This window comes from Cyclobacterium amurskyense (assembly GCF_001050135.1).
GTDB classification, from domain to species: domain Bacteria; phylum Bacteroidota; class Bacteroidia; order Cytophagales; family Cyclobacteriaceae; genus Cyclobacterium; species Cyclobacterium amurskyense.
In genome coordinates this window covers 5,614,550-5,640,164 of sequence record NZ_CP012040.1, presented here as the reverse complement: position 1 = coordinate 5,640,164, position 25,615 = coordinate 5,614,550, and the positions used below count along the sequence as shown (strand labels likewise).

General features: G+C 37.3%; 15 protein-coding genes. 11 read left to right on the top strand and 4 right to left on the bottom strand.

What is annotated here, in order from left to right; translation table 11 throughout:
• Nucleotides 1–21: 21 nt before the first annotated feature.
• From sufC to CA2015_RS22410, 3 genes are all read right to left on the bottom strand, one after another.
• On the bottom strand, nucleotides 22–783 hold the full coding sequence (sufC, locus tag CA2015_RS22420) for a Fe-S cluster assembly ATPase SufC (protein WP_048643921.1): 762 nt from the start codon (nucleotides 781–783) through the stop codon (nucleotides 22–24).
• A gap of 12 nt (nucleotides 784–795) precedes the next feature.
• On the bottom strand, nucleotides 796–2,241 hold the full coding sequence (sufB, locus tag CA2015_RS22415; protein ID WP_048643920.1) for a Fe-S cluster assembly protein SufB: 1,446 nt from the start codon (nucleotides 2,239–2,241) through the stop codon (nucleotides 796–798).
• Between the two features lie 252 nt (nucleotides 2,242–2,493).
• The gene (locus tag CA2015_RS22410; protein WP_048643919.1) at nucleotides 2,494–2,967 is read right to left on the bottom strand and encodes an Lrp/AsnC ligand binding domain-containing protein; all 474 of its coding nucleotides are present in this window, start codon (nucleotides 2,965–2,967) and stop codon (nucleotides 2,494–2,496) included.
• A 425-nt stretch (nucleotides 2,968–3,392) separates the two neighbouring features.
• Between CA2015_RS22410 and CA2015_RS22405 the strand changes: the two genes are divergently transcribed.
• On the top strand, nucleotides 3,393–6,182 hold the full coding sequence (locus CA2015_RS22405) for an alpha/beta hydrolase family protein (RefSeq protein WP_048643918.1): 2,790 nt from the start codon (nucleotides 3,393–3,395) through the stop codon (nucleotides 6,180–6,182).
• Nucleotides 6,183–6,385: 203 nt separating this feature from the next.
• On the opposite strand, the gene CA2015_RS22400 is transcribed toward CA2015_RS22405, so the two are convergent.
• The gene (locus tag CA2015_RS22400; protein WP_048643917.1) at nucleotides 6,386–7,408 is read right to left on the bottom strand and encodes a LacI family DNA-binding transcriptional regulator; all 1,023 of its coding nucleotides are present in this window, start codon (nucleotides 7,406–7,408) and stop codon (nucleotides 6,386–6,388) included.
• A 364-nt stretch (nucleotides 7,409–7,772) separates the two neighbouring features.
• Here CA2015_RS22400 and CA2015_RS22395 point away from each other — a divergent pair, with 364 nt between their 5' ends.
• The 10 genes from CA2015_RS22395 (at nucleotide 7,773) to CA2015_RS22350 (ending at nucleotide 25,603) form a co-directional block, all read left to right on the top strand.
• Entirely contained in the window at nucleotides 7,773–9,026 is a 1,254-nt protein-coding gene (locus tag CA2015_RS22395; RefSeq protein ID WP_048644699.1) for a DUF6807 domain-containing protein, read from the top strand.
• A gap of 38 nt (nucleotides 9,027–9,064) precedes the next feature.
• Nucleotides 9,065–9,937 (top strand): ThuA domain-containing protein, encoded by an 873-nt coding sequence (locus CA2015_RS22390; protein ID WP_048643916.1) that lies wholly within the window; start codon nucleotides 9,065–9,067, stop codon nucleotides 9,935–9,937.
• A gap of 57 nt (nucleotides 9,938–9,994) precedes the next feature.
• On the top strand, nucleotides 9,995–11,416 hold the full coding sequence (locus CA2015_RS22385) for a Gfo/Idh/MocA family protein (RefSeq protein WP_048643915.1): 1,422 nt from the start codon (nucleotides 9,995–9,997) through the stop codon (nucleotides 11,414–11,416).
• Nucleotides 11,417–11,437: 21 nt separating this feature from the next.
• The gene (gene uxuA, locus CA2015_RS22380) at nucleotides 11,438–12,592 is read left to right on the top strand and encodes a mannonate dehydratase (protein WP_048643914.1); all 1,155 of its coding nucleotides are present in this window, start codon (nucleotides 11,438–11,440) and stop codon (nucleotides 12,590–12,592) included.
• A gap of 612 nt (nucleotides 12,593–13,204) precedes the next feature.
• On the top strand, nucleotides 13,205–14,119 hold the full coding sequence (locus CA2015_RS22375; protein WP_048643913.1) for a glycerophosphodiester phosphodiesterase: 915 nt from the start codon (nucleotides 13,205–13,207) through the stop codon (nucleotides 14,117–14,119).
• Between the two features lie 306 nt (nucleotides 14,120–14,425).
• Nucleotides 14,426–14,992, top strand: a complete 567-nt coding sequence (locus CA2015_RS22370; protein ID WP_048643912.1) for an RNA polymerase sigma-70 factor — start codon at nucleotides 14,426–14,428, stop codon at nucleotides 14,990–14,992.
• 161 nt (nucleotides 14,993–15,153) lie between these two features.
• The gene (locus CA2015_RS22365; RefSeq protein ID WP_048643911.1) at nucleotides 15,154–16,122 is read left to right on the top strand and encodes a FecR family protein; all 969 of its coding nucleotides are present in this window, start codon (nucleotides 15,154–15,156) and stop codon (nucleotides 16,120–16,122) included.
• Nucleotides 16,123–16,258: 136 nt separating this feature from the next.
• Nucleotides 16,259–19,768: a SusC/RagA family TonB-linked outer membrane protein gene (locus CA2015_RS22360; protein WP_048643910.1), complete on the top strand. Its 3,510-nt coding sequence runs from the start codon at nucleotides 16,259–16,261 to the stop codon at nucleotides 19,766–19,768.
• Nucleotides 19,769–19,780: 12 nt separating this feature from the next.
• On the top strand, nucleotides 19,781–21,778 hold the full coding sequence (locus CA2015_RS22355) for a RagB/SusD family nutrient uptake outer membrane protein (protein ID WP_048643909.1): 1,998 nt from the start codon (nucleotides 19,781–19,783) through the stop codon (nucleotides 21,776–21,778).
• A 729-nt stretch (nucleotides 21,779–22,507) separates the two neighbouring features.
• Nucleotides 22,508–25,603 carry a SusC/RagA family TonB-linked outer membrane protein gene (locus tag CA2015_RS22350; protein ID WP_048643908.1) on the top strand — a complete coding sequence of 1,032 codons (3,096 nt, stop codon included), beginning with the start codon at nucleotides 22,508–22,510 and terminating at the stop codon, nucleotides 25,601–25,603.
• The last annotated feature ends 12 nt before the right edge of the window (nucleotides 25,604–25,615 follow it).

The window sequence follows — 25,615 nt, the reverse complement described above, 5'->3', positions numbered from 1 at the left end:
AATTAAAATCTTGGATTAAAATTAAACCTTTGCTCCTGATACTTCTTCCTTGATCCAGTCGTAACCTTTGGCTTCAAGTTCAAGGGCCAATTCTTTTGTACCAGATTTTACAATTTGTCCTTTGTACAATACATGCACGAAATCAGGGACAATATAATCCAGCAAACGTTGGTAGTGAGTTACCACAATGGTTGCGTTGTCCTTAGATTTAAGTTGATTAACACCATTTGCCACTACTTTAAGCGCATCGATATCCAATCCTGAATCTGTTTCATCCAAAATAGAAAGTGTCGGTTCCAACATGGCCATCTGAAAAATTTCATTTTTCTTCTTTTCACCACCGGAAAAACCTTCGTTCAAAGCCCTACTTAATAGCTTTTGGTCTATTTCCACCAACTTCATTTTTTCTTTCATTAAAGAAAGAAATTTCACTGCGTCTAAAGGTGCTTGGCCTCTGTATTCCCTTACCTGATTTACAGCAGTTCTTAAGAAGTTTGTAGAGCTAACACCTGGTATTTCAACCGGATACTGAAAAGCAAGAAAAATACCTTCCCTTGCTCTATCTTCTGGACTAAGCTCTAAGATGTCTTTGTTTTTGAAAGTAACAGAACCTTCGGTTACTTCATACTCTTCACGTCCAGCTAGTACAGAAGCTAAGGTTGATTTTCCAGACCCATTGGGCCCCATGATGGCATGTACTTCTCCTGGTTTAATCTCAAGATTAATACCATTCAATATCGGGCTGCCTTCGATTGCAGCGTGTAAATTTTTTATTGATAACATTTTTTTAATTTTTTAACCTACGCTTCCTTCTAGTGTAAGAGCCAAAAGTTTCTGAGCTTCAACCGCAAACTCCATAGGGAGTTGATTCAATACTTCTTTGGCATATCCATTTACGATAAGTGCAACTGCATCCTCAGAGCTTATTCCTCTTTGGTTACAATAGAAAATCTGATCTTCTCCAATTTTAGAAGTTGTTGCTTCATGTTCTACTTTCGCAGAAGGATTTTGTATGTCTATATATGGGAATGTATGTGCTCCACATTTGTCACCCATAAGAAGAGAGTCACATTGAGAGAAGTTCCTTGAGTTGGTGGCACGTTTCATTACCTGAACCTGACCTCTGTATGAATTTTGTGATTTTCCAGCAGAAATTCCCTTAGATACAATCCTTGAACGGGTGTTTTTACCAATATGTATCATCTTGGTACCTGTATCCGCTTGTTGGTAGTTGTTCGTTACTGCTACAGAATAAAATTCACCTATAGAATTGTCACCTTTAAGTATACAAGAAGGGTATTTCCAAGTCACCGCAGATCCTGTTTCTACCTGCGTCCAAGATATTTTGGAATTGTCTCCTGCACAAATACCTCTTTTGGTTACAAAATTGTAAATTCCACCCTTGCCGTTTTTATCACCAGGATACCAGTTTTGAACAGTTGAATATTTTACTTCAGCATTTTTTGCTGCATATATTTCAACTACTGCCGCATGAAGTTGGTTCTCGTCCCTTTGTGGGGCGGTACATCCTTCAAGATAAGAGACATAAGATTCATCTTCTGCTACAATTAACGTTCTCTCAAACTGCCCTGTATTGGCTGCGTTAATCCTGAAATAGGTTGAAAGTTCCATTGGGCAACGTACCCCTTTAGGTATATAGCAAAACGAACCATCAGAGAATACAGCAGCATTTAGCGCCGCGTAGTAGTTGTCCGTTGCAGGGACAACAGAGCCCAGGTATTTTTTAACCAAATCCGGATGTTCTGCAACTGCTTCACTAAATGAACAAAAAATCACACCCAACTTGGAAAGTGTATCCTTGAAAGTAGTTCCAACAGATACTGAATCCAACACCACGTCTACTGCAATTCCTTGCAGTCTTTTTTGCTCATTCAAAGAGATGCCCAACCTTTCGTAGATTTTCAAAAGCTCGGGATCTATATCGCTAATGTTTTTGGATTTGCTTTTTTGTTTTGGAGCGGAATAGTACCTCAATGCTTGAAGGTCTAATTTAGGGTAATGAACATTTGCCCAAGTAGGCTCATCCATTTTTCTCCACTGTTCAAAAGCTTTGAGACGCCAATCCAAAAGCCATTTAGGCTCTTCTTTTTTGGAAGAAATCCACCGAATGATGTTTTCGTTAAGGCCAATAGGAGCCTCATCAGCTTCGTAATCTACTGACCATCCGTGTTCATATTCTCTGGAGGTTAATTCTTCTAAGATTTCATTGTCCTTGCTCATAAAAAAGAGTTATTTAGACTAATTATATTTTGATCCACAAATATATAACATTAATCTATTTTTTATTGTTCTAAAAGGAAGGGAATTAAATGAAATTTTATTAAAATCAGTAGTTAACCTGTTGAATATCAATAAAATAATATAAAAAAATTACTGCTAGTTAAAAAGGTAAATATTAAAAAAACCATATACATTATACAAAAATCTAAATATATTTTTTATTTAGATTTAATCTTAATAACTAAATTTACCCTATTTTTTGTCTGTTACAAGATGGATTGGTCTATTGATACTTTCCTCCAATACGATAAGCGTTTCCGTCCTATCAATACCTTCTACCAATTGAATTTTGTTCAAAACTTCTCTCAAATGGTTGGTGTCCTTGCATATTATTTTCGCAAAAATACTATAATTTCCTGTTGTATAATAAGCGTTTATAACTTCTGAAATATCTTTTAACTTTTCAATAACAGTATCGTAAAGGGAGCTTTTTTCCAAATAAATACCAAGGAAGGCAGAAATATCATATCCCAATTTTGAAAAATCTATGTTCAATGTAGCACTCTTCACCACTCCCAAATCTTCCAATTTCCTCATTCGAACATGAACAGTTCCTGAAGAAACGAATACTTTTTTAGCTATTTCTGTATATGGGGTTTTGGCATCTTTATTGAGTAAAGATATAATTTTGAGGTCTACATTGTCAATATCTAAAATTTTGTCCATTTTTCAATAAGTTAATTGTTGATTCCAAAATAAAGATCTGGTTAAATTATTAAATTGTCAAAGAATTTAAAGACTATTTTTCTTTTTATAAATAAGAAATGCCTCCGCTGGATATCCTATAGCTTGTAATTATACTAATTTTAAAAAGATATTAATTGCATACTAAATAAAAAATCCTATTAGGTAGTCCCAAATAATGCAGGTGACTATTGGTTTAAATTTGATTTGAAAGGCTAAAAGCTGACGCGGAAGGTGAGCGGTTAGGATTACTGCTTACTTTGCTAACATGCCTGATTTTAATTATGTCTAAATTTTTTAATTTTAAGGTTTCTTGCTGCTTTATTTAAAAGTTTCATTTTTTACCCTAAGGATTATGGAAAAGATTATCTTCGAAGTTTAAAAGTTTAAATTTAAAGACTAAAGGTTTGAGATTTTATACATTAATTATTTTTCTGTTTTTGGCATTCAATGTTGCCGCTCAACAAACGAAAAGATCATTGTCACACCAGGATTATGACTCCTGGGAATCAATTTCGAATAAGAAATTTTCCAAAAATGGAGAATGGGTGGCTATAGAAATTTCCCTTCAGGATGGGGATGGAAGGCTTCAATTGAGCAATACTTCCGGAAATAAGCAGAAAATCATTGTTCCAAGAGCATCTCAAACCTCATTTTCTGAAAAAAGCCAATGGTTATTGGGGTTGATAAGTCCTGAAAAAGACAGTTTAAGGCAACTTAAACTTAGAAAAGTAGACAAAGAGGATTTTCCCAAAGACAGCTTGTTATTGGTTAACCTGAAAAGTGGTGAAAAAACAAAGGTGCCTGAAGTAAGTGGGGTTAAGGTGCCGAAAAAAGTGAAAACATGGTATGCTTATCATACATCTGTAAAAATAGAAAAGGATACCAGTTATAATGAGGTGAAAAAATCTAAGGCGGAGGATAAATCTTTTAATTTAACTGTAAATAATTTTGCTGATGAGAAGTCCTTTACGTTTGAGAAGGTATTGGATTATGGTTTTTCCGATGATGGTCAAAAAATGTTTTTGGTCAAAGTAGGGGATGCTGAAATTGACAAATCAAAAATGGTCTCTATCCTTAATTTAGAGACTGGTAATGAAAACATCCTTGTAGATCACTTGACAAGTTTCAAATCACCTGTTTTTTCATCTGATGCTGAGAAATTCGCTTTTTTGGGAAGTGCCACTGAGGAAAAAGAAGAGGAGAAAGGTTTTCAATTGTATTTTCTGGGGGCTGAGGGAGACTTGAAATCCTGGGAGAATATTCCTGATCAGTTAGACAATAAAATTAGCGAGCACTTTTCACCATCTTTCTCTAATTCTGGAGAACTTTTGTTTTTCGGATGGAATCCATCGCCTGAAAAATACGCTTATGAAGCCGATACTAGTATTTTGGAGGAAGAGAGAGTCAGTCTGGATATTTGGGGTTGGCAAGACAAAGAAATCCAGCCAATGCAGTTAAAGAATTTGAAGGATAAAGAAAAAGAAAGTCAAGTAGCAGTTTATCAAATTAACTCTGATAAAATACAAGTTTATAAAGACACTAAAAGTAGTCAAATTCATTTCAATAGGTTTAAAAAAGGGAATTGGGCCATAATAAGGAACGATGACCATTATCGAAGAGCATATAGCTGGGATATTCAGATAGCAGAGGACCTTAGTAGTATTAACTTGTATACAGGTGAGGTTCATTTATTGGCCAATGAGGTAATCGGTAATCCGAAACTTTCTCCTGCTGGTAAGTTTGTTTATTGGTACAATGCTCCTGATAGTTCTTGGCAGGCCATTCATCTGGAAAGTAAAGAGAGAATTTCATTGACTTCGGGAATTAAGGAGGCCATGTTTAATGAGTTGCATGACAGCCCTTCTTTGCCAGGGAGTTATGGTAGCCCAGGCTGGACTGCTAATGATGAGCACTTTCTAGTTTATGATCGGTTTGATGTATGGAAAATAGATCCTTTTGACCTTAACAAAGCCAAAAATCTTACCAGAGAAAATAAGGAGAACAATAAAATGACTTTTCGCTTAATGAATTTAGATCCTGAAAAGGATTATTACGATTTAAGTGAGGACATGGTGTTAAAGGGGTTTGAAAATACAACCAAAAACAGTGGTTTTTTTCTGGGGGATTGGAAAGGTAATCATAAACCCAAAGCCCTTGTTTTTGGGCCTGCATCTTATAATGGTTTAAAAGTAGCAGAAAGTAAAAAACGATACATTTATCAAAAGTCAACATTTAAATCCAGCCCGGATGTATATTATGCTACTACTGGATTTCATAAAGAAGAGCGCCTATCCCAAATAAATAAACAGCAGGAAGAGATTAACTGGGGAGATGTAGAATTGGTAGACTATTTGACCAGTGAAGGTGATAGCATGAATGGATTGCTTTTTAAACCAGAAAACTTTAACCCGGAAAAGAAATACCCAATGATGGTGTATTTTTATGAGCGAAGATCGGATGCCTTACCTCAGTACTATTCCCCTGTTCCATCGGCATCAATTATCAATATTCCTTATTTCGTGAGCAATGAGTACTTGGTTTTTGTACCTGATATAAAATACAAAATAGGCTTGCCTGGGCCTAGCGCTTTTGACTGTATTGTACCCGGTGTTCAGGCCATGGTGGCAAAAGGTTTTGTAGGTAAAGACAATATTGGTATTCAAGGGCAAAGTTGGGGAGGTTATCAAGTGGCTTATATCGTTACTCAGACCAATATGTTTAAAGCGGCAGGTGCTGGTGCTCCGGTTGTAAATATGACCTCTGCCTATGGTGGTATTCGTTGGGGGACTGGTATGAGCCGCATGTTTCAATATGAACAAACCCAATCAAGGATTGGGGGCACTCTTTGGGAGAAGCCATTGTATTATATTGAGAATTCTCCTTTATTCTTTACGGATAGGGTGAAGACGCCTGTTTTGATTATGCACAATGATAAGGATGGTGCAGTTCCTTGGTACCAAGGCATTGAGTTTTTTATGGCCTTAAAGAGAAACAATGTTCCTTCTTGGTTATTGGTTTACAATGGGGAAGACCATAACTTGAAAGAGAGAAAGAATAAAAAAGATTTGAGTATTCGATTGTCTCAATTTTTTGACCATTACCTTAAAGGAGAGAAAGCACCCCTGTGGATGACAGAAGGTCTTCCGGCAATAGAAAAGGGGAAAAATTTAAAGTATGAGTTAAGTGCAGATTGAAATCAGATAAACCAGAATTATGAATTGGTTTCATATTCTATTCCGATACCTAAGGAAGTGATTACGTATAGTAAATGAAGTTTACTGTCCATTCAAAGCAATACCTAAAGCAAAATTTAGCTTTAGGTATTGCTTTGGTTTCTTAGAAATCATTTTAGACCTAAATATAGTAAGAGGATTTGGATAGCAATTGAAAGATTAACTCATCTCTTTGAGGATTTCCTTATGATTAATTCGTGCCTAAGGGTTATGGTGTTTGTTTTTTGAAGGATTTCATGGTGCTCCTCATCCAAATGGTTAATTAAGTTTTTCATAGCCACTTCACCCATGTGATAACTGGGGTAGTTAATCGTGCTGAGATTGGGTTCCACCATTCTTGAAATCAGGTCATTGTTAAAGCCAACAATTGCCATGTCCTCAGGAACCCTTATTTTTTTCTTTTTTAGGGCCATCAAGCAACTAGCAGCGCAGGTATCATTGGAAACAAGCAACCCATCAGGGCGCGGGTTTAATTCCATGATTTTTTCAACAATTCGATCTCCTGATTCTTCACCAAGGTCATTGGTGATGATGTTTTCTTCTTCAAAGACAAATCCATGATCCAAAAGGGCGTATTTATACCCTTTCAAGCGGTCGGAATAAACGTTGATTTTAAGATTTCCTAAAACATGTACAATACGTTTACATCCTTGTTTTATTAGGTGGCTTGTTGCATCATAGATGGCTTGAGTGTTATTGATGACTACTCCCGTACAATTGTTGTTTTCCGGTACTCTATCAAAGAAAAGCACAGGGATTTGTTTTTTGAAAAAAGGAGCAAAGTGTTCAATATTGTCTGTTGTACCAGCTTTTGAAACGAGGAGTCCGTCTACACGGCTGTTAAACATGGTGTTGGCATTGGAAATCTCTTTCTCAAGAGATTCCGTAGATTGGCTGATTACCAGATTATACCCAGCTTGTGTGGCTATTTCTTCCATGCCCGCCATTACCGAGGACTGAAAGGGGCTGTTTAATTTCGGGATAATTACGCCAATACTTCTGGACCGTTTTTTCCGGAGACTAGAAGCAAAAATGTTGGATTGGTACCCTAGGATCTTTGCTGCATTCAAGATTTTTCCCCTGGTTTTTTCTTTAACACGGGGATGGTTACTTAGGGCTCTGCTGACGGTAGTAGGAGACATTCCTACCTCCTTTGCAATATCGTAAATAGTTATTTCCTTATTCATTTAATGGTGACTTGGGCAATAATTAAATCTAATTATAATTAAAATAAAAGATTTATGCAACCGATTTCAATATATCGATTATACTGTACTTCTATTGAAAATTAATATTTTAAACTTTAAAAAGAAATTTTATTCTTTGTTTGTGAAATAAAAGATTGCTTGAATATGGTAAAAGGCGATAATAAATGCTAAATCTCTTAATTGTTTGGTAGTTTTAATGCAAAATAGTTTGAAATTTATTTTTTAAGAGGAGATTTTGAGTTAAAATGAATATAAAATTTTATGAAATCGGTTGTATTGAAATAAATATATTAATATGTTTACGGAAAATGATTTTTGTAATATCGTTTCAAAAAAAATAAAAATGAAATTTAAAGGACTCATTTGTCTAATCATAGGTTTTTCAATGTCATTTTCAGTCGTAGCCCAAAAAATAGCTGAAATAAAAGTTGATGTGGATATAATATCCAGATTCAGCTATCCTGTATCTGTAGATCTTTCCTCAATTACCCCATTGTCAGATACCTTATTAAGCTTGGTAGATATTACTTCAGGTAAATCCATTCAAGTCCCATTTCAAATAGACAATTTAAACGGAAGAACGCTTTATTGGATGATTGCTCCTCAATCTGATAGTGAGAAACCTGTTCGAGTATTTGAATTGCATAGAAAATCGGAAACAGAAAAAACGCCAAATTTTTTAGCCCTAGAGGTTAATGAAAACAGTTTGGTTATTAAGAAACACGGAAAAAATTTATGGCAATACAATAATGGAATGGCCTATCCTCCTGAAGGCATAGACAGTGCTTATGCCCGAAGTGGCTTTGTACATCCTATGTGGACGCCAACAGGGAAGGCCTTAACCAGAATTCAACCTTCTGACCATTACCACCATTATGGACTTTGGAACCCGTGGACCAGAGTAACTTATAAAAATGAACTTATTGATTTTTGGAATTTAAAGGAAAGGCAAGGCACAGTGAGGTTTGCCAATTTTATTAATAGGACATCAGGCCCTGTTTTTGCTGATTACAAAGCCCTCCATGAACATGTTGTTTTAAAGAACAGAGAGGTGCCTGAGGTAGCCATGACAGAGGTACAAGGTACTCGGATCTTTGCATTGGAAAAAGACAATGATTACTATCTGGCAGATATAAATATAGTATTAAATACATCCCCTGATGAGGGCGTTGTTTTGGAAGAATACAGGTATGGAAGTCTAGGATGGCGAACTACTGAAAAATGGGACCGTTATAATAGTGAAGTCATTACATCAGAAGGCTTGGATAGGAAATCGGCCGATGGTAGTTTGGCCAGATGGTGCATTGTTCAGGGGGAGTTGGATGAGGACTATGGTGCAGTCGTGATGATGTCTTATCCTTCTAATTTTAATCATCCGGAACCTTTGAGGGTTTGGCCGGAGGACATGTATGACAGAGGAGACATGTATGCTAATTTTGCACCAACTAAAAATATGGATTGGCATTTGGAGGCAGGAAAATCCTACCAACTTAATTATCGCTTTTTGGTTTCCTCAAAAAAGATAAGTTCTGAGGATGCGGAAGCCGCCTGGGTTCAATTTGCTCACAAACCTAAAATCACCATCACTATATATTAATCTATTAATTTTATTAAATACTTAATCTTAATTACATAATGTTGAATAGCGTGACAAATATTGAATTATTGAAATACTTGTTTAGTGTATTATTTGTAGCCTTGTTAATAGGAGCCAGCACTGCAGATACTTTTGCAAAACCACCAAAAAACCATTTGAAAAACAAGAACGTCCTGGTGTATACCAAAAATGGGGAAGGATTTGTACATGACAATATTCCTTTTGCTGTAGCCAGCCTTGAAAAAATGGCGGTTGAATACAAATTCAATATTACTGTAACAGATAATCCTAACTATTTTACAGAAGAAAACTTGAAATCTATTGATTTGATGGTTTTCCCAAGTACTAATAATGAGGTTTTTACCAATGATGCACAAAGATTGGCTTTTAGAAGATACATTCAATCAGGAGGAGGAATTGTAGGGCTACATTCAGTTGTAGGTACGGAAAGAAACTGGGAGTGGTTTAAAATGCTAATTGGAGGCAGGTTTGTCTGGCATCCAAAATACCAAAAATTGGCCATTAATAAATTGGATGGAAGCCATGTTTCAATGGAAGGAATGCCTGGTATTTGGGAAAAAGAAGATGAATGTTACCTGATGAAGGAGCTTTACCCAGGAATAAAGGTGTTAATGGCCCATGATTTAACCTCCCTAAACAATGAACAAAATGAAAAAGTTAAGGAGTTAACAGCTTCTTTTCATAGGTATTATCCAGCAGTTTGGCACCAAGACTTTGATGGGGGAGTTGCCTGGATAACTGCTTTGGGTCATAATAAAAAGGATTATGAAGATCCTACTTATTTAAAGCATGTTTATCAAGGAATGAATTATGTGGCCAGTCGAGTTTCAAAAAAAGATTATTCAAAAGCATACGCTAAGGCCTGGAATAGCCCTGTGCAATTTAAATAAGGAATGTAATTTTAATAATATTCAATTAACAATAGAACAATAATAAAGAGTGCTTCTATGAAAAACGCTAAAAATACCAATGAATCCAGAAGGAATTTTATGAAGTCAACAGGTAAAGGGGCATTGGCGGCTTCTTTGGCAGTAACAGGTTTTCCCACCATTGTTCCTGCATCAGTTTTAGGAAAAAATGCACCAAGTAATAAGATTAATATTGGTCAGGTAGGTTTTGGTAGAATAGCCATGACACATGATTTGCCGGAAACATTGAAGAATGATATTGCCCGGGTAATTGCTGTTGCAGATGTGGATAGTAACCGTGGGGCTCAAGGTAAAAAATGGATCGAGGGTGTTTATGAGAAAAAAACCGGAAAGTCCAACTATGTAGATGTGAAAGTTTACGATGATTTTCGAGAAATGATAGCTCGAAAAGATTTAGATGCAGTTATTGTAAGTACTCCTGATCACTGGCATGCACAGCCAGCCATGGAAGCTGCCTTGTCAGGTAAAGACGTTTATCTTCAAAAGCCTACCTCTTTGACAGTGGAAGAAGGAAGAATGCTAAGTGATACTATCCATAGAACAGGAGCAGTCTTTCAGATGGGTAGTCAGCAACGGTCACAAAATCCTTGGCCACAATTCAAGAGGGCTTGCGAGTTGGTGCGTAATGGACGAATAGGGAAAGTTGAAAGAATATTTATTGGTTTGCCCGGAGATCCGGCAGGAGGAACGGCTACAGAAATGCCTATTCCTAAAAACCTAAATTATGATATGTGGTTAGGTTCTACTCCTTGGGTACCTTATACCTTAGACAGGGTGCATTCTCAGGACGATATTACATCTAGACCTGGTTGGTTGCGTTGTGAACAGTTTGGCGCAGGAATGATCACAGGATGGGGTGCACATCATTTAGATATAGCACATTGGGCCATGGGTAAAGAATATTCGGGTCCAATAGAAGTTGAAGCGACAGCTTCCTTTCCCACCGAAGGGCTATGGTCTGTGCATGGGGATTTTAAAGTAAAAGCCAAATATGACAATGATGTCATTATGGAAGTAAGTGGTGATTATCCTAATGGAGTGCGTTTTGAAGGAACTGAAGGTTGGATTTTTGTTGCTCGTGGAAATGTGGGAGTAACAGCCAGTGATCCTGTGCCTGGAGGAAAAGCCAGCGATGCTTTTAAAGCCAGTGATCAAAAAATCTTAAGCTCAGTAATAGGGCCTGATGAGGTGCATCTTTATGAAAGTGAAGAACAGCACAAGAACTGGCTCGACTGCATCGTCTCCAGAGAGCAAACCATCGCTCCAGTAGAAGTGGCGCATCGTTCTTGCAGTGCTTGCTTGGTTTCCCATATTGCCATGAAACTTCCGAGGAAACTGTATTGGGATCCTGTCAGAGAAAAGTTCAAAAATGACGATGAAGCCAATTCAATGTTATCACGTCCACAAAGGTATCCTTATGGTACTTCAAATATTCTATAAATATTCGCACTAAAAGAGTTTATGTCATTAATTCAAAGCTGGCGTTGGTTTGGTCCCAATGATTCAGTAAGTCTTCAGGATATTTTACAGGCAGGAGCTACAGATGTAGTTTCTGCCTTACATTATATTCCTCATGGAGAAGTGTGGCCATTGGAAGAGATTTTAGAAAGGAAATCCTTGATAGAAGCTTCAGGATTAAAATGGTCCATAGTAGAGTCTGTTCCTGTTCATGAAGCCATAAAAACAAGGAGTGATGCAAGTGAAAAATACCTTGATAATTATAGGACAACATTAAAAAATCTTTCTAAGGCAGGTCTAAAGCTTGTGTGCTATAATTTCATGCCCGTTTTAGATTGGACTAGAACAGACCTTTCTTTTGTTCTTCAAAATGGAGCCAAAGCGCTTTATTTTGATTGGGCAGATTTGGCAAGTTTTGACCAGTATATATTGCAAAGAAAAAATGCTTTCTGCTTCTACTCCGATGAAGTAGTCGAGTTAGCAAAGCAAAGGTGGGTTTACATGAATGAAGAAAGGAAAAAGGAGCTTTCCGATATCATTCTCATGGGTGTGCCCACTGAAAAGAGCATGACAAAAGAAGACCTTATGAATAGTATTGCTATTTATAAGGAAATAGGGAAAGATGGACTTAGAGATAATCTGGTTTACTTTCTAAAGTCCATTCAGCAGATCTGTGAAGAAGAAGGGATTACGATGACCATTCATCCTGATGATCCTCCATTTCCAATATTGGGTTTACCAAGGATCGCTTCTAATGATGAGGACCTATTGTACATTCTGGATAAAGTTCCGGAATCTTTCAACGGTGTCTGTTTTTGTACCGGATCTCTAGGTGCGGGAGCACACAACGATCTACCGGATATTTTGGCTAAGGTTGGAGAAAGGGTTCATTTTGCACACCTTAGAAATGTTAAAAGGAACAATAGGGGAGATTTTTATGAAGCGGAACATTTGGATGGAGATGTAGATATGGTTTCTATTATGCAACAATTAATTAGGTTGAATAATAAGCGAAATACCCCTATCATTTACAGACCTGACCATGGTCATCAGCTTTTAGATGACCTCGACAAGCAAACAAATCCAGGTTATTCTGCAATAGGACGATTAAAAGGCTTGGCAGAGCTGAGGGGTTTGGAAAAAGGTTTGGATAGGTAGTTTATTTTAAACCCGGATTATGTAATAGGATTTCTCCGTCCTGACAATAGTCAGGGGTGAAGCCTGTCCCGTGTTTACGGGAAGTGTTGCAATCGCAAGGAAATCAGGCTGTTTGGATATTTTAGCATAGCACCGCTATGGTGAAATTGAAAACAGCAACGAAGTGGCTGATTTTGAAGCGATTTCAGCACGTAATAGATTGTCTATTGCATATTTCGGGTTAAATTAAACTTGAGATTTGTATTAGCGCTTCGGTTATGTGATGGAATTAATTCAAAAAGTTACTTATCTATTTTTTTGGATCATTAGGTCCAACGGGTCGTAATAACCTACTCATGGCTCATAGCCATTTGGGGAATTAACAAGTATATCACGGATTTGTCAGTATTGTTGCCTTTTATGCAGCAATACTGACAAATCCGCTCCATTTGGGTTGAAATCATAAAACAAGCTCAAATTCCTTAATCCTGTTTAAATAATTGTCAAATTCCTGTTATCAATTTGATTTGGGGCTTTATTACTAGGACTAATGGTTTGAAATTTCCGGAAAAGGGAATTACCTTGTTAATTGATCGCAAACAAGAAATTTGATTAAATTCATCAGAAGAAAACATGCCATTACAAAGTTCAATTATTAACAGGATTTCTATTAATGCAGTTAGTGGAAAAGGTATTTCAGCACTTATCATTCTATTATTATTGATGAGTGTAACCCTGCTCCAAAATTCCATGGCCCAAAATGTAGAAATGCCGAGCAAAGGCTTTTGTGCGCACAGGGGAGCCATGACTAGTCATCCTGAAAATACCATTCCGGCATTTGAACAATCCATTGCCTCGGGTGCTCAGATGATTGAATTTGATGTTCAGTTTAGCAGGGATTCTGCACTTATAATTATGCATGATGGGACCTTGGACAGAACCACCAACGGAAGTGGGGAAGTAGCCTTGATGGATTCAAAGGAAATTAGAAGTTTGGATGCAGGAAGTTGGAAAGACGAGGCATTTGCAGGGACAAAAGTACCTGTTTTAAGAGAGGTTTTGGAAATGATGCCGGATAATATATGGTTAAATGTTCACCTTAAAGGTGGGTATGCGTTAGGGAAGAAGGTGGCAGCCCTAATCTTGGAAATGGACAAAACCCACCAGGCAGTGATGGCAGTAATGGAAGATGCTGCAAAAGGGGCTAGGTCTGTATCAGATCAAATCTTGATTTGCAATATGGAAAGGCAATCCGGAGGATTAGACTATGTAGAAGGAACCATTGCAATGAAAGCGGATTTTATTCAATTGAAAGGCCCTATTACCCCGGAATTTCAAAACTATTCCAAAAGCCTTCATAAAAAAGGTATTGGTATCAATTATTTCGGTACCGATGACCCTGTGATTTTCAAGCAACTGTTTGATTTTGGAATCGAGTTCCCTCTAGTCAATGATATAGTTACAGCCATGCAATATGCTGATGATTTTGGAATCAAACCAGTGGTGCCCAGTTATAGTACACCGAAAAAACATCCAATAAAAAAATAGTTGATAAATATTAACTCTCTTGGTGGTAAAGCAGGGTTTATAAATTGAAAAGGTAAAAAACAAGTATATGGGTGATTAATCATTCTTGAAATTGATGTGAAATATGGATTGCAATTAGCTTAGACCGCATTTTTTTTAAGCAGGTAATTTATTTGAAATCAGGTGTTAAAGACCATTTTTTTATTGGAAAGGGGTTGGAATAGGTTTTCACTTAGTCATTTAATTTGATTTATTTCATGAAATTTTAATTTTTTTGATAAATAAAAAATAGCTTTATTTAGCGGTCAAAATATCCTATAAAGCTAATTGAACCTAACTGATAAAGATCTTAGTTTACTCCTTTATAAAGGAAAAGAGGAGGCATTCAATGCCATTTACGAAAAGTATTGGAAGCAGCTTTATGTATATGCCTATAAAATTTTTGAGGACCAGATTGTTTGTGAAGATATTGTGCAAGAGGTATTTGTGAAATTATGGGAAAGAGCAAAATCCAATAAAATTGAAAAATTAGAGAGCTACCTGTTTAGGGCGGTTAAATTTCAGGCAATGAACGCTATTAGGGATTTAAAACCAACAACTGATCTTGAACAGTTTTTTAATCATCTACCGGATAATTTGGGGGTTGACTTGATCTTAGAAGAAAAAGAGATGGTATCTAATTTAAAAATTATAATTAACCAATTACCCGTCAAGTGTCGAGAAGTTTTCATTTTAAGTAGGGAAGAACAACTTTCAAACAAAGAAATAGCAGGCCAATTGAATATTTCAATCCGCACAGTTGAAGCCCATTTGAATAAAGCCTTAAAATTTATTAAAAAAAATGTGAACGGAATATTTTTTTGTTTTTACCAATTATTTGCTTATTTAATTTAATAAATTTTTTATTTTGTCAATATTTAAGAATTATAATTTAAAAATATTAAGTTAGTTTGATAAATAAATTATTAAAAGTACTTAATTGTTTAAATAAATTTTTTACTTACTAAGTGTAAAACCGGTTTCATGTTACTTTTATTATGACAAGCATGAAATCAATGAACAAAGAAATATTTTTAACTTTATTAAAGAAGCAGGCCAATGGAAAGGCTAGTCCCGAAGAGCTAGATCAAATAAGACAGATTTTTGATCTGATTCAGAGGAGAGAAATAGATTGGCCACTTTCTCCAGCTGAGGAATTGGCATTGAAAGACAATGTCAAGCAAAAAATTGATGAAAGGAAAAAAGGCAATCAGGTTTCGTTTGATCCTTTGACAATTTTTAAATGGGCAGCCGTTTTATTGATAGGTTTTTCCCTTACTTATTTTTTATTTTCTTCCGGCTTAGGAAGTAATGCTGATCAGGAATGGGTAGAAAAAGTGACCAGTCAAACTCAGAAAGGAACATTTACCTTACCAGATGGTTCTACAGTATTTTTGAATACCAATTCCCGTATCCGATTTCCAATAAACTTCGCCGGGGACAAAAGAGAAGTGATCTTGGAAGGAGAAGGTTTTTTTAATGTAGTTAAAAATAAGAAAAAGCCATTTGAAGTGGTTAGCAATGGTGTTTTAACGCGAGTATTGGGAACTTCCTTTAATATAAATGCTGCCAATGAGGAGTTGGTTGAAGTGGTGGTTGCAAGTGGAAAGGTTGGCGTGACAAATGATCTCACTAAAGGGGCAAGTTTAAATTTAATAGATCCAAATCAGAAAGCAACCATCAATCGACTCAATAAGGAAATTCATGTAGAAGAAATTGACATAGAAGAAGAACTAGCTTGGAAAGCTGAAAAAATGTCATTTGACTTTGTTCCATTCGAAGAAGTAATAGCCACTATTGGATCCATGTACCACATTGAAATCGAAATTAGAGGGGACGTTGGTGAATCTTGCACCATTCGTTCCACATATTCCAATAAAAGCCTCTATTCAATTCTATATGGATTAAAAAACATAGTTGATTTTGACTGGGAAAAGGTAGATGAAAGAAAGATTATTATAAACTATAAAAGTTGCATCAATTAAATGAAACTGCCTATGTAAGCTTTATGACTTTAAACCAAAAAGATCCGGAACTGCTGCAACAGTTCCGGGATTAAATCAAAAGGAATTATCCGAGTCCGGCTAAAACCTACATTTATTAATTTAACCTTATAAAAGTATGAAAAATTATTTACTGAGGATAATTGTGCGTATTTCAAAACAAACTTTAAAACTCTTCTTACCCATGTTGTTGGGAATCCAAACCTTGGTGGCAGAGCCTTCTACCAGCCAAAGTTTGGAAGATTATCAGGTTCAATTGTATGCCAATGGAGAATCGTTGGTTGATGTTCTAAGTAAGTTAGAAAAGCAAACTGATTTCATTTTTGCTTACAATCAATCCGTATTGACAGATAAAACCAAAGTTAAGCTTAGTGTTTCCAGTAACCTGAAAGAGGCACTTGAAAGGTTAGCGACCATAGTCCCTTATGACTTTAAAAGGGTTAACGAGAATATATACGTAATAAAAAAGTCCAAGGTTAATAAACTGTCACCGGTTTTAGCAAAAAATAAAATTGAAAAATTTGCTATAGCTATTCGGGGTACGGTTGTTGATGAAAGCGGCGCCCCTATACCCGGGGTCACAGTTTCTATACCTGGAACCTCTATAGGTACGGCCACGGATTTGGATGGAAAATACTCCATCAGTGTTCCTGAAGGGGCTGAATTGGTTTTTTCTTTTATAGGTTACGAAGCACAACAAATTAAGGTAGGATCCCAAAGCGTAATAAATGTTACCCTTGTTGAAGAAATTTCTTCACTAAATGAAGTGGTAGTTGTTGGTTTCGGAGAGCAGAAAAAGGCTAACCTAACGGGGGCAGTAACCACCATAGATGCAGCCGTTATTGCAGAAAGGCCGGTACAAAATGTTGGGCAAATGCTTCAAGGTGTTATTCCGGGACTAAACTTACAAACAGGAGGTCTTGGTGGTGAATTGAATCAATCTCTAAATTTCAATATTAGAGGGGCAGGAACAATTGGTCAAGGTTCTACCTCTTCCCCTTTGGTTTTGATTGATGGAATGGATGGAGACTTAAATGCCCTCAATCCTCAGGACATTGATAATATTACCGTTCTAAAAGATGCTGCAGCGGCATCAGTTTATGGTTCGAGAGCGGCCTTTGGTGTAATTTTAGTAACCACCAAAAGTGGTAAAGAAGGAAAAGCAAAGGTGAATTATAACAACAATTTCCGTTTCGGTCAGCCTAGAGGCTTACCGGACATGATGGATTCACATACTTTTTCTTTGTATTACAATGAAGCGGCATACCATGCGGGAAGAAGCCCCATATTTGACGATGAAACCATAGACCGCATTGTTCAATACCAAAATGGTACGCTAGAAACTTCTACCATTCCTGATAATAATGGAGAACGTTGGCAATATTATTCTGCATCCAATGGAAATACTGATTGGTTTGCAGAGCAATATAAATCAATGACTTTCAGTCAAGAACACAATTTGAGTGTGAATGGTGGGAGTGAAAATGCCAAATACTACGTTTCAGCCAATTATCTGGACCAAGGAGGACTTACCCGACATGCTGATGACAGTTTTAACAGATATGGTATCACTGCCAAAGTTGACCTTAAAATCAATGACAAGGTTTCCTTTTTATACAATAACAGGTTTGTGAGGGAATACTTTACAAAAGCCACGCATTTAAATGATCTTTTTTACCATAATGTTGCAAGGAGATGGCCAACGGTTCCGGTAAAAGATCCCAATGGATATTATTCTTACCCTTCTGAAATCAATCAGATGAAAACAGGAGGTAGGGTAAACAACCTGAAAGACTTCTATTATATGCAAGGTCAGTTAACTTATACGCCTAAAGATAACTGGAATATCATTGCCAGCATTAATTATAGGTTGATCAATACCAATAATGACAGCAATGTGCTGCCTGCTTTTGCCTACGATGTGGATGGAGAAGCCTATCCAGCACCTGTTTACTGGAGTGCAGCCGGCCATACTGCTGTTAGTCAATTCAATCAAAAAGAAGACTTTTTCACAAGCAATATTTATTCAGATTACAGCTTCAATTTAGGCGAAGGACATAACTTCAAGGTGATGGCTGGTTTTAATTCTGAATTGAATAAATACAGAAACATCAGTGCAAGTAGAACAGGATTAATCACTCCTACTGTCATTTCTATCAACACAGCTACAGACAATTTCCAAAATGCAGGTGCCCTTAACCACTGGGCTACCGCAGGTTTCTTTGGACGTTTGAACTATAACTATAAAGAAAAATACCTCTTTGAATTCAATTCAAGGTATGACGGTTCTTCACGGTTTATCCAAGATTTGAGATGGAATTTGTTTAACTCCGCATCCGTAGGTTATAATATTGCCAGAGAAGATTTCTGGACCTGGGACGACAAAATCCAAATGTTAAAGATCAGGGGGTCTTATGGTGAGCTTGGCAACCAGAATACTTCAAGTTGGTATCCCTTTTACCTAACCCAGCCTTTCTCAGTAAACTCCGGAAGTTGGTTAGTGAATGGTATTAAGCCCAATACTGCCACTGCACCGGGACTTATCAGTAGGTTCATGACTTGGGAAAGGGTAAGAAGTTACAATATTGGTTTGGATATGGGAATGTTTGACAACCGTCTAACAGTGAATTTTGATTATTTCACTAGACTTACCCTAGATATGGTTGGCCCTGCACAAGAATTGCCGGTGATTTTGGGTACAAGTGTTCCGCTAATAAACAATGCTGATTTAAAATCTTGGGGCTTTGAGTTAGAATCAACTTGGAGAGACAATATTGGAGATTTTAATTATAGTGTAAGAGGTGTGCTTTCAGATGATCAAATGAAAGTGACAAAATACCCCAATGATACATATAACCTTAGCCAATGGTATGAAGGTGAGTTAAGTGGCAATATCTGGGGTTATGAGACTGTAGGCATAGCAAAAGATCAGGCCGAAATGGACCAGCACTTGGAAACGACCAACCAAAATCAATTAGGTACCAATTGGATGGCCGGAGACATCATGTACAAAGACCTAAATGGAGATGGAACGGTTAATTCAGGTAGCAATACTCTTGGAGATTCAGGTGACCGAAAAATATTAGGTAACTCCACACCTCGATTCAAATACAGCCTGGATCTTTCCGGACAATATAGAAATTGGGATTTTAGAATTTTTATCCAGGGGGTGGGTAAAAGAGACTGGATGCCAAATGGCCCTTATTTCTGGGGTACCGGAGGTCAAAATATGTGGCAGGCAGCTGGATTTATGGAGCACATGGATTTCTACAGAGACGAGAACTCGCCAATGGTACAAGCAGGACTGGCAGATGTGAATCTTGATTCCTACTTCCCAAGACCTGTTTTTGATAATGGTAAAAATAACCAAACCCAAAGCAGGTTTCTGCAAAGTGCAGCCTATATGAGATTGAAAAACTTGCAAATAGGTTACAGCCTCCCATCAGAAATTGTTTCCAGAATTGGTGTAGGAAACGCTCGCTTTTATGTATCGGGAGAAAATCTTTTGACCTTCTCTAAAATGTCTAAAATATTTGATCCTGAATCAGTAGGATTATCCGGTTGGAATGATGGTAAAACCTATCCTTTCTCCACTGTTTATTCATTGGGTCTAAATGTTAACTTCTAAAGAGAATTTGTGATGAGAATACATATAAAATCTAAATTATATATAGCCTTAGCAATGGTATTGCCATTGTTGAACATGTCTTGTAATGAGTTTCTGGAAAGAGAGCCTTTATCCGTAGTAACACCAGAAGCTTACCTACACTCGGAAGCCGATTTGGCAGCTTATACCATTGCCAATTATGCTTTTCCTACGCATTCAGGATGGAATGTAGGTACCTTTGGCTATGACAACCATACAGATAACCAAGCCACCACCAATGCCAGTAATAGATGGATACCTGGTGAATATAGGGTTAGTCAGACAGGTGGTTCATGGAGTTTTGGACAGATAAGGGACATGAATTATTTCCTCGAAACTGTTGTCCCTCGCTGGAAAGCCAATGGGATTTCTGGTAATACTTCCAATGTGGAGCATTATATCGGAGAAGGTTATTTTCTTAGGGCCTATGAGTATTTTAACAAGGTGCAAAGTTTAGGTGATTATCCAATAGTTAAAACTACCCTCCCTGATGATATGGAAACCCTGACAGAGGTTTCTAAAAGAAAGCCTAGGAACGAAGTAGCGAGGTTTATTATTTCTGACCTTGATTCTGCCATCAACCTATTATTGGTAAGCCCTCCGGGAGGAAAGAACAGAATCAACCAAATGGCAGCATTGACTTTCAAGTCAAGGGTTGCTTTGCATGAAGCCACATGGTTGCTTTACCATAAAGGTACAGCTCATGTTCCTGGTGGTCCTGGATGGCCTGGAGAAGGTGATAACCCTAATTTCAGCCTTGATATAGATCAAGAAATTGATTATTTTCTTGGTGAAGCCATGGAAGCTGCTGAATTGGTTGCTGATCAGGTTTCATTGACCACCAATACCCTGGATAATGGCTATGATTCCTCTGAAAATCCATACCATAAAATGTTTGGAGACTTGGACATGAGTCAGTATGATGAAGTATTACTTTGGAGACAATATGACCATACCTTAGGTATTCGTCACAATATCAATGCTTATATCAATTCAAACGGTGGGAATACAGGTTACACTAAAGGACTTGTTGAAAGCTTCTTGATGGCCAATGGACTACCAATCTATGCAGCGGGTTCAGGATATCATGGAGACGATTTTATTGCCGATGTAAAGGCTGATAGGGACAACAGACTTCAATTATTTATGAAGGATGCAGGTGAAGTCAGGTTAATAGGCCAAACCAATGCAGATGGATCTCCTGTTCTTATAACGGAGCCGGAAATTATTGGTAACCAAGAAACCAAATATGTAACCGGATACGGTATAAAGAAAGGGTTTAGTTATTTGCCATCTCAGACAGTAGGTGAAGCAGGTACCGTTGGTTCAATAGTGTTTAGAGCAGCAGAAGCATACCTGAACTATATTGAAGCCTCTTACCTAGCCAATGGAAGCATTGACGCAAAAGCCGCCGCTTATTGGGAAGCCTTAAGGGTGAGAGCCGGCGTTAGTCCTGACTTTAACCTTACCATTGCCAATACCATTATTAGCAAAGAAGCTGAAGGGGATATGGGCGCATATTCTTCCGGAGAAATGCTTTCAGATCCAATTTTGTACAATATCAGAAGAGAAAGAAGAAATGAGTTGATTGCCGAAGGCATGCGGTTCTTTGACCTGAAACGTTGGAGAGCTTTGGATCAACTTAAATCGGATCCGTATATCGCAAAAGGTTTCAAACTGTGGGGGCCTATGCAAAGTTGGTATGTGGATGAAGAGACCAATGAAACTTTATTGATTCCTGCAGGAACAAATGATTCAGCGACTCCAAATGTTTCTAATCCTGATGAAAGTGATTACCTACTTCCTTACAGAATTATGCTTGGAGGCACCAATTTGGTGAAGGATGGTTACAAATGGGCTACCGCTCATTACTTGGAACCAATAGCCATTCAGCATTTTATTATCACTTCCACAAGTGGAGATCCTTCAAATTCAGTTATTTACCAAAATCCGGGATGGTCACTCCAAGCGAATGAAGGTGCATTGGAATAATTACTTAGCTGTATAAATCAAGTTTTTTTTAAGGCAATACCCGTTATGGGTATTGCTTTTTTTATTTCCAAGTGTAGATGGAATTTTGTTAGTTTCTTCAACCCGAAATATGCAATAGACATTCTATTACGTGCTGAAATCGCTTCAAAATCAGCCACTTCGTTGCTGTTTTCAATTTCACCATAGCGGTGTTATGCTAAGATCTCCAAACAGCCTGATTTTCTTGCGATTGCAACACTTCCCGTAATTACGGGAAATCCTATTACATATCCGGGTTGAAGCTTCTAGAATGGATTCAGATCGTTTAGTTAGGTAGGTTAGTATTTAAATCATCACTCTTTATAGGCAAACTAATTCGCTAATCTTTTTACCTAATAGGTTCCAAGGCAGTAACCTGTAACAGTTACTAGGAGCGAAAAATTAATGATTTTTTATTTGATTAACTAGTTAGTTTCATAAAGCAGCAATTACCCTGTAAGAAATTAACCTTTGAAATAAGGTGTCAATGGCTTATTAGATGAATATAAAATCATGATTAAATGTTTAGTAATATCTTTTGTATATGAAATAATCAAAAAATTATCTTTTATTTTATATATTGTTGACCTGTAAATTTAAAGGTTATATTCAATTTCAATAAAATTGTATGCAGCCAAATAATCCCAAATATCTTGTATTAATTATTGCAGGGCATTTATCAATTATTCAATAACCCAAAACAATAAACCCATGAGAAAAAAGTCTACAACCTCCCGGTTGGTATGGCTGTCTGTGTTTGCTGTATTCTTATTTTGTTTTCAAGTGCAAATAAGAACTCACGCAGGGACAACGATCTTCAATGCAACATCAGAAATTGATCATGCTAACTCCAAAACCGATCTTCCTGCTTCTATTAGTGGGAGGGTAGTCGATCAAAATAAAATTCCCATTCCCGGTGCTACAGTAATTGTGGTAGGAACAAGCATCGGAACTGTTACTGATATTGATGGTAAATTTAGTATTGAAGCCGGTCCCGGACAGGTGCTTAAAATTTCTTTCATTGGCTTCGAGTCCGAGGAAGTAATTATTGCTAATCAAACAGTAATCAATGTCATTTTACAAGAAGATATGGCCTCACTTGAAGAGGTTGTTGTTGTAGGCTACGGTGTGCAGAAAAAATCTGACCTAACCGGGGCTGTGGTAAGAGCTGACATTGAGGCTTTTCAGGAATCTCCAAATGTCTCTATTATGCAATCGCTGCAAGGTTCAGTTGCCGGTTTAAATGTGGGACAAGTGAACCAAGCAGGTGGTGAACCTGATATTCAGATTCGTGGACGAACCTCACTTTCAGGTGAACAAAGCCCTTTGATTGTTATAGACGGGGTCATATATAGGGGCAATATCAATGATTTAAATCCGAATGATATCAAATCGATTGATGTACTCAAAGATGCAAGTGCAGCCGCCATCTATGGTTCCCAAGCTTCTAATGGTGTCATTATTCTTACCACTAAGAAAGGGGTGGATTTAGGTAAGCCCACCATTAACTATTCCAATAGCTTTACCTTTCAAAAGCCGATTAAAGAATTTAAAACAGGTACGGCAGCCGATTATTTAAAGAAAACTGAGGAATCTGATTTGTACAATAGCCGTACGGAACCATCAGGATATTTGGAGCCCAACCCTAACTGGGAACCTTCCTCCAATTTTAAAACGAGTGATGAAATATTGGCTTATAATCAAGGTCGATCAGACAATTGGTATGATTTGATGACCAATGACAATCCCTATATTCAAAATCATAACTTGTCCTTGGCAAATGCTACCGAAAGATCCAATTATTACATATCACTGGGTCATACAGATCAAAAAGGTCATATGGTGAACGAAGGTTACAATAGGATCAATGCAAGGGTTAACTTGGAAACCAATGTAACTGACTGGCTAACCTTTGGGCTACAATCCGCCTTTACCAGGAGCAATTATTTGGGGCCTACACCAAGTTTAGGGAACAGGTATCTATCTCCCTTTGCGACGGTAAGGGATGAAAATGGAGAGTACATTCAAATTACCGGGGGAAACACCATAAATCCTATGGTGCAATTGGAAGCAGATCTTGTAGATAAAAGGCTTAATTTCTTTGGAAACTTTTATGCTCAGATTGACTTTCCCTTTTTGGAAGGCCTAAGTTATAAGGTTAATTATCTTAACAATTATACAACCAATCAAGATTACTACTTTAGAGAATATGCAAGTAATTTTCAAGGTGGAGGTCAAAAGATGTATCAATTGAATTACAATTGGTCTAGTGACCATATTCTAACGTATAATAAAACCTTTAAGGATGTTCACAATGTATTTCTAACCTTGCTTTACGGCTCTGAAAGCCGTGAATCTGAATACACCCAAGCCAGCTCATTTATCTATGCCAATACAGCCCTAGGGTACAATAGCCTCCAATCAGGAAGTGCAGACCAACAGCGAACCAGTTCAGGGGCCTGGGATGAGTCCAGCCTTTATCAAATGGCAAGATTATTTTATGGATATGATCACAGGTATTTGTTTACAGGGACCATTAGGAGGGATGGCTTTTCCGGCTTTGGAGCTACCAATAAATTTGGCATTTTCCCCTCCCTATCTTTAGCTTGGGCTGCCAGTGAAGAAATATTTATTGCAGACAATACAGATTGGCTAAACAATCTTAAGCTAAGAATTTCCTATGGTTCTAATGGTAACAGAACGGTAGGTAGGTACCAAACATTGGCCACAGTGGCAGGTGGGTTTAATTATATAACCGCAGATGGAACTCCACTTTATACCCAAGCAATAAATAAATTGGCTAGCCCTAACCTTAAATGGGAAACCACTACGGGGATTAACCTAGGGGTTGATTTTGCAATTCTTGGAAATAGGATCAGTGGATCTATCGATTATTACAACAACGAGACCACCGACTTATTGTACCAAGTAGACATTCCGGGAATCAGTAGGTTTGAAACTTTTCCGGATAACCTTGGCCGAATTCATAATCAAGGACTGGATATAGCCATTACCACTGCCAATATTAGGAAAAATGATTTGACCTGGGAAAGTACTTTTATGTTTTCAAGAAATAGGAACGAACTTAGAGAATTGTTAGGTTTTGATCTTGATGGAGATGGGGTAGAGGATGATTTGGTTTCCGAAGGTTTGTTTATCGGGTATCCCTTGGATGCTATTTTCGATTATTCCATCAATGGTTTATGGCAAATTAATGATGAAATTCCAGTCTATTCGGACTTGGGGGCCTACAAAGTAATGGACATCAATGGAGATGGAGAGATTGATCCGGCAGATCGTAGCATCATTGGCTATGAAGAGCCTTCTTACCGTTTTAGTATCAACAATACCCTAACTTATAAAAATTGGACCTTTAGATTATTTATTAATTCTATTCAAGGTGGCAATTCAAGGTATTTAGGGATGGACAATATTAATAGTTGGCAAATCATTAACCAAGAAAATCACTTTAATAATGATTTTCCATTGGGCTTGGATTATTGGACACCGGAGAATACCGATGCAATTTATGAACGCCCAAATATTAATATTTCCAGTGGAATAGCAGGCACAAGGTATATTCCAAGGAGTTTTGTTAGACTTCAGGATGTTTCCTTGGCTTATAATTTCCCAAGGGAATTGTTGACCAAGTTAAAAATTCAAAACCTTAAGGTATTTGTGAGTGGCAAAAACTTGTACACTCTTACCAAATGGCCCGGATGGGATCCTGAAACCGGCCAAAATATTAACCGTACCGGAAGACCTGTACTCAAGGGATACTCTGTCGGATTAAATCTTGGTTTTTAATGATTTTTTGGC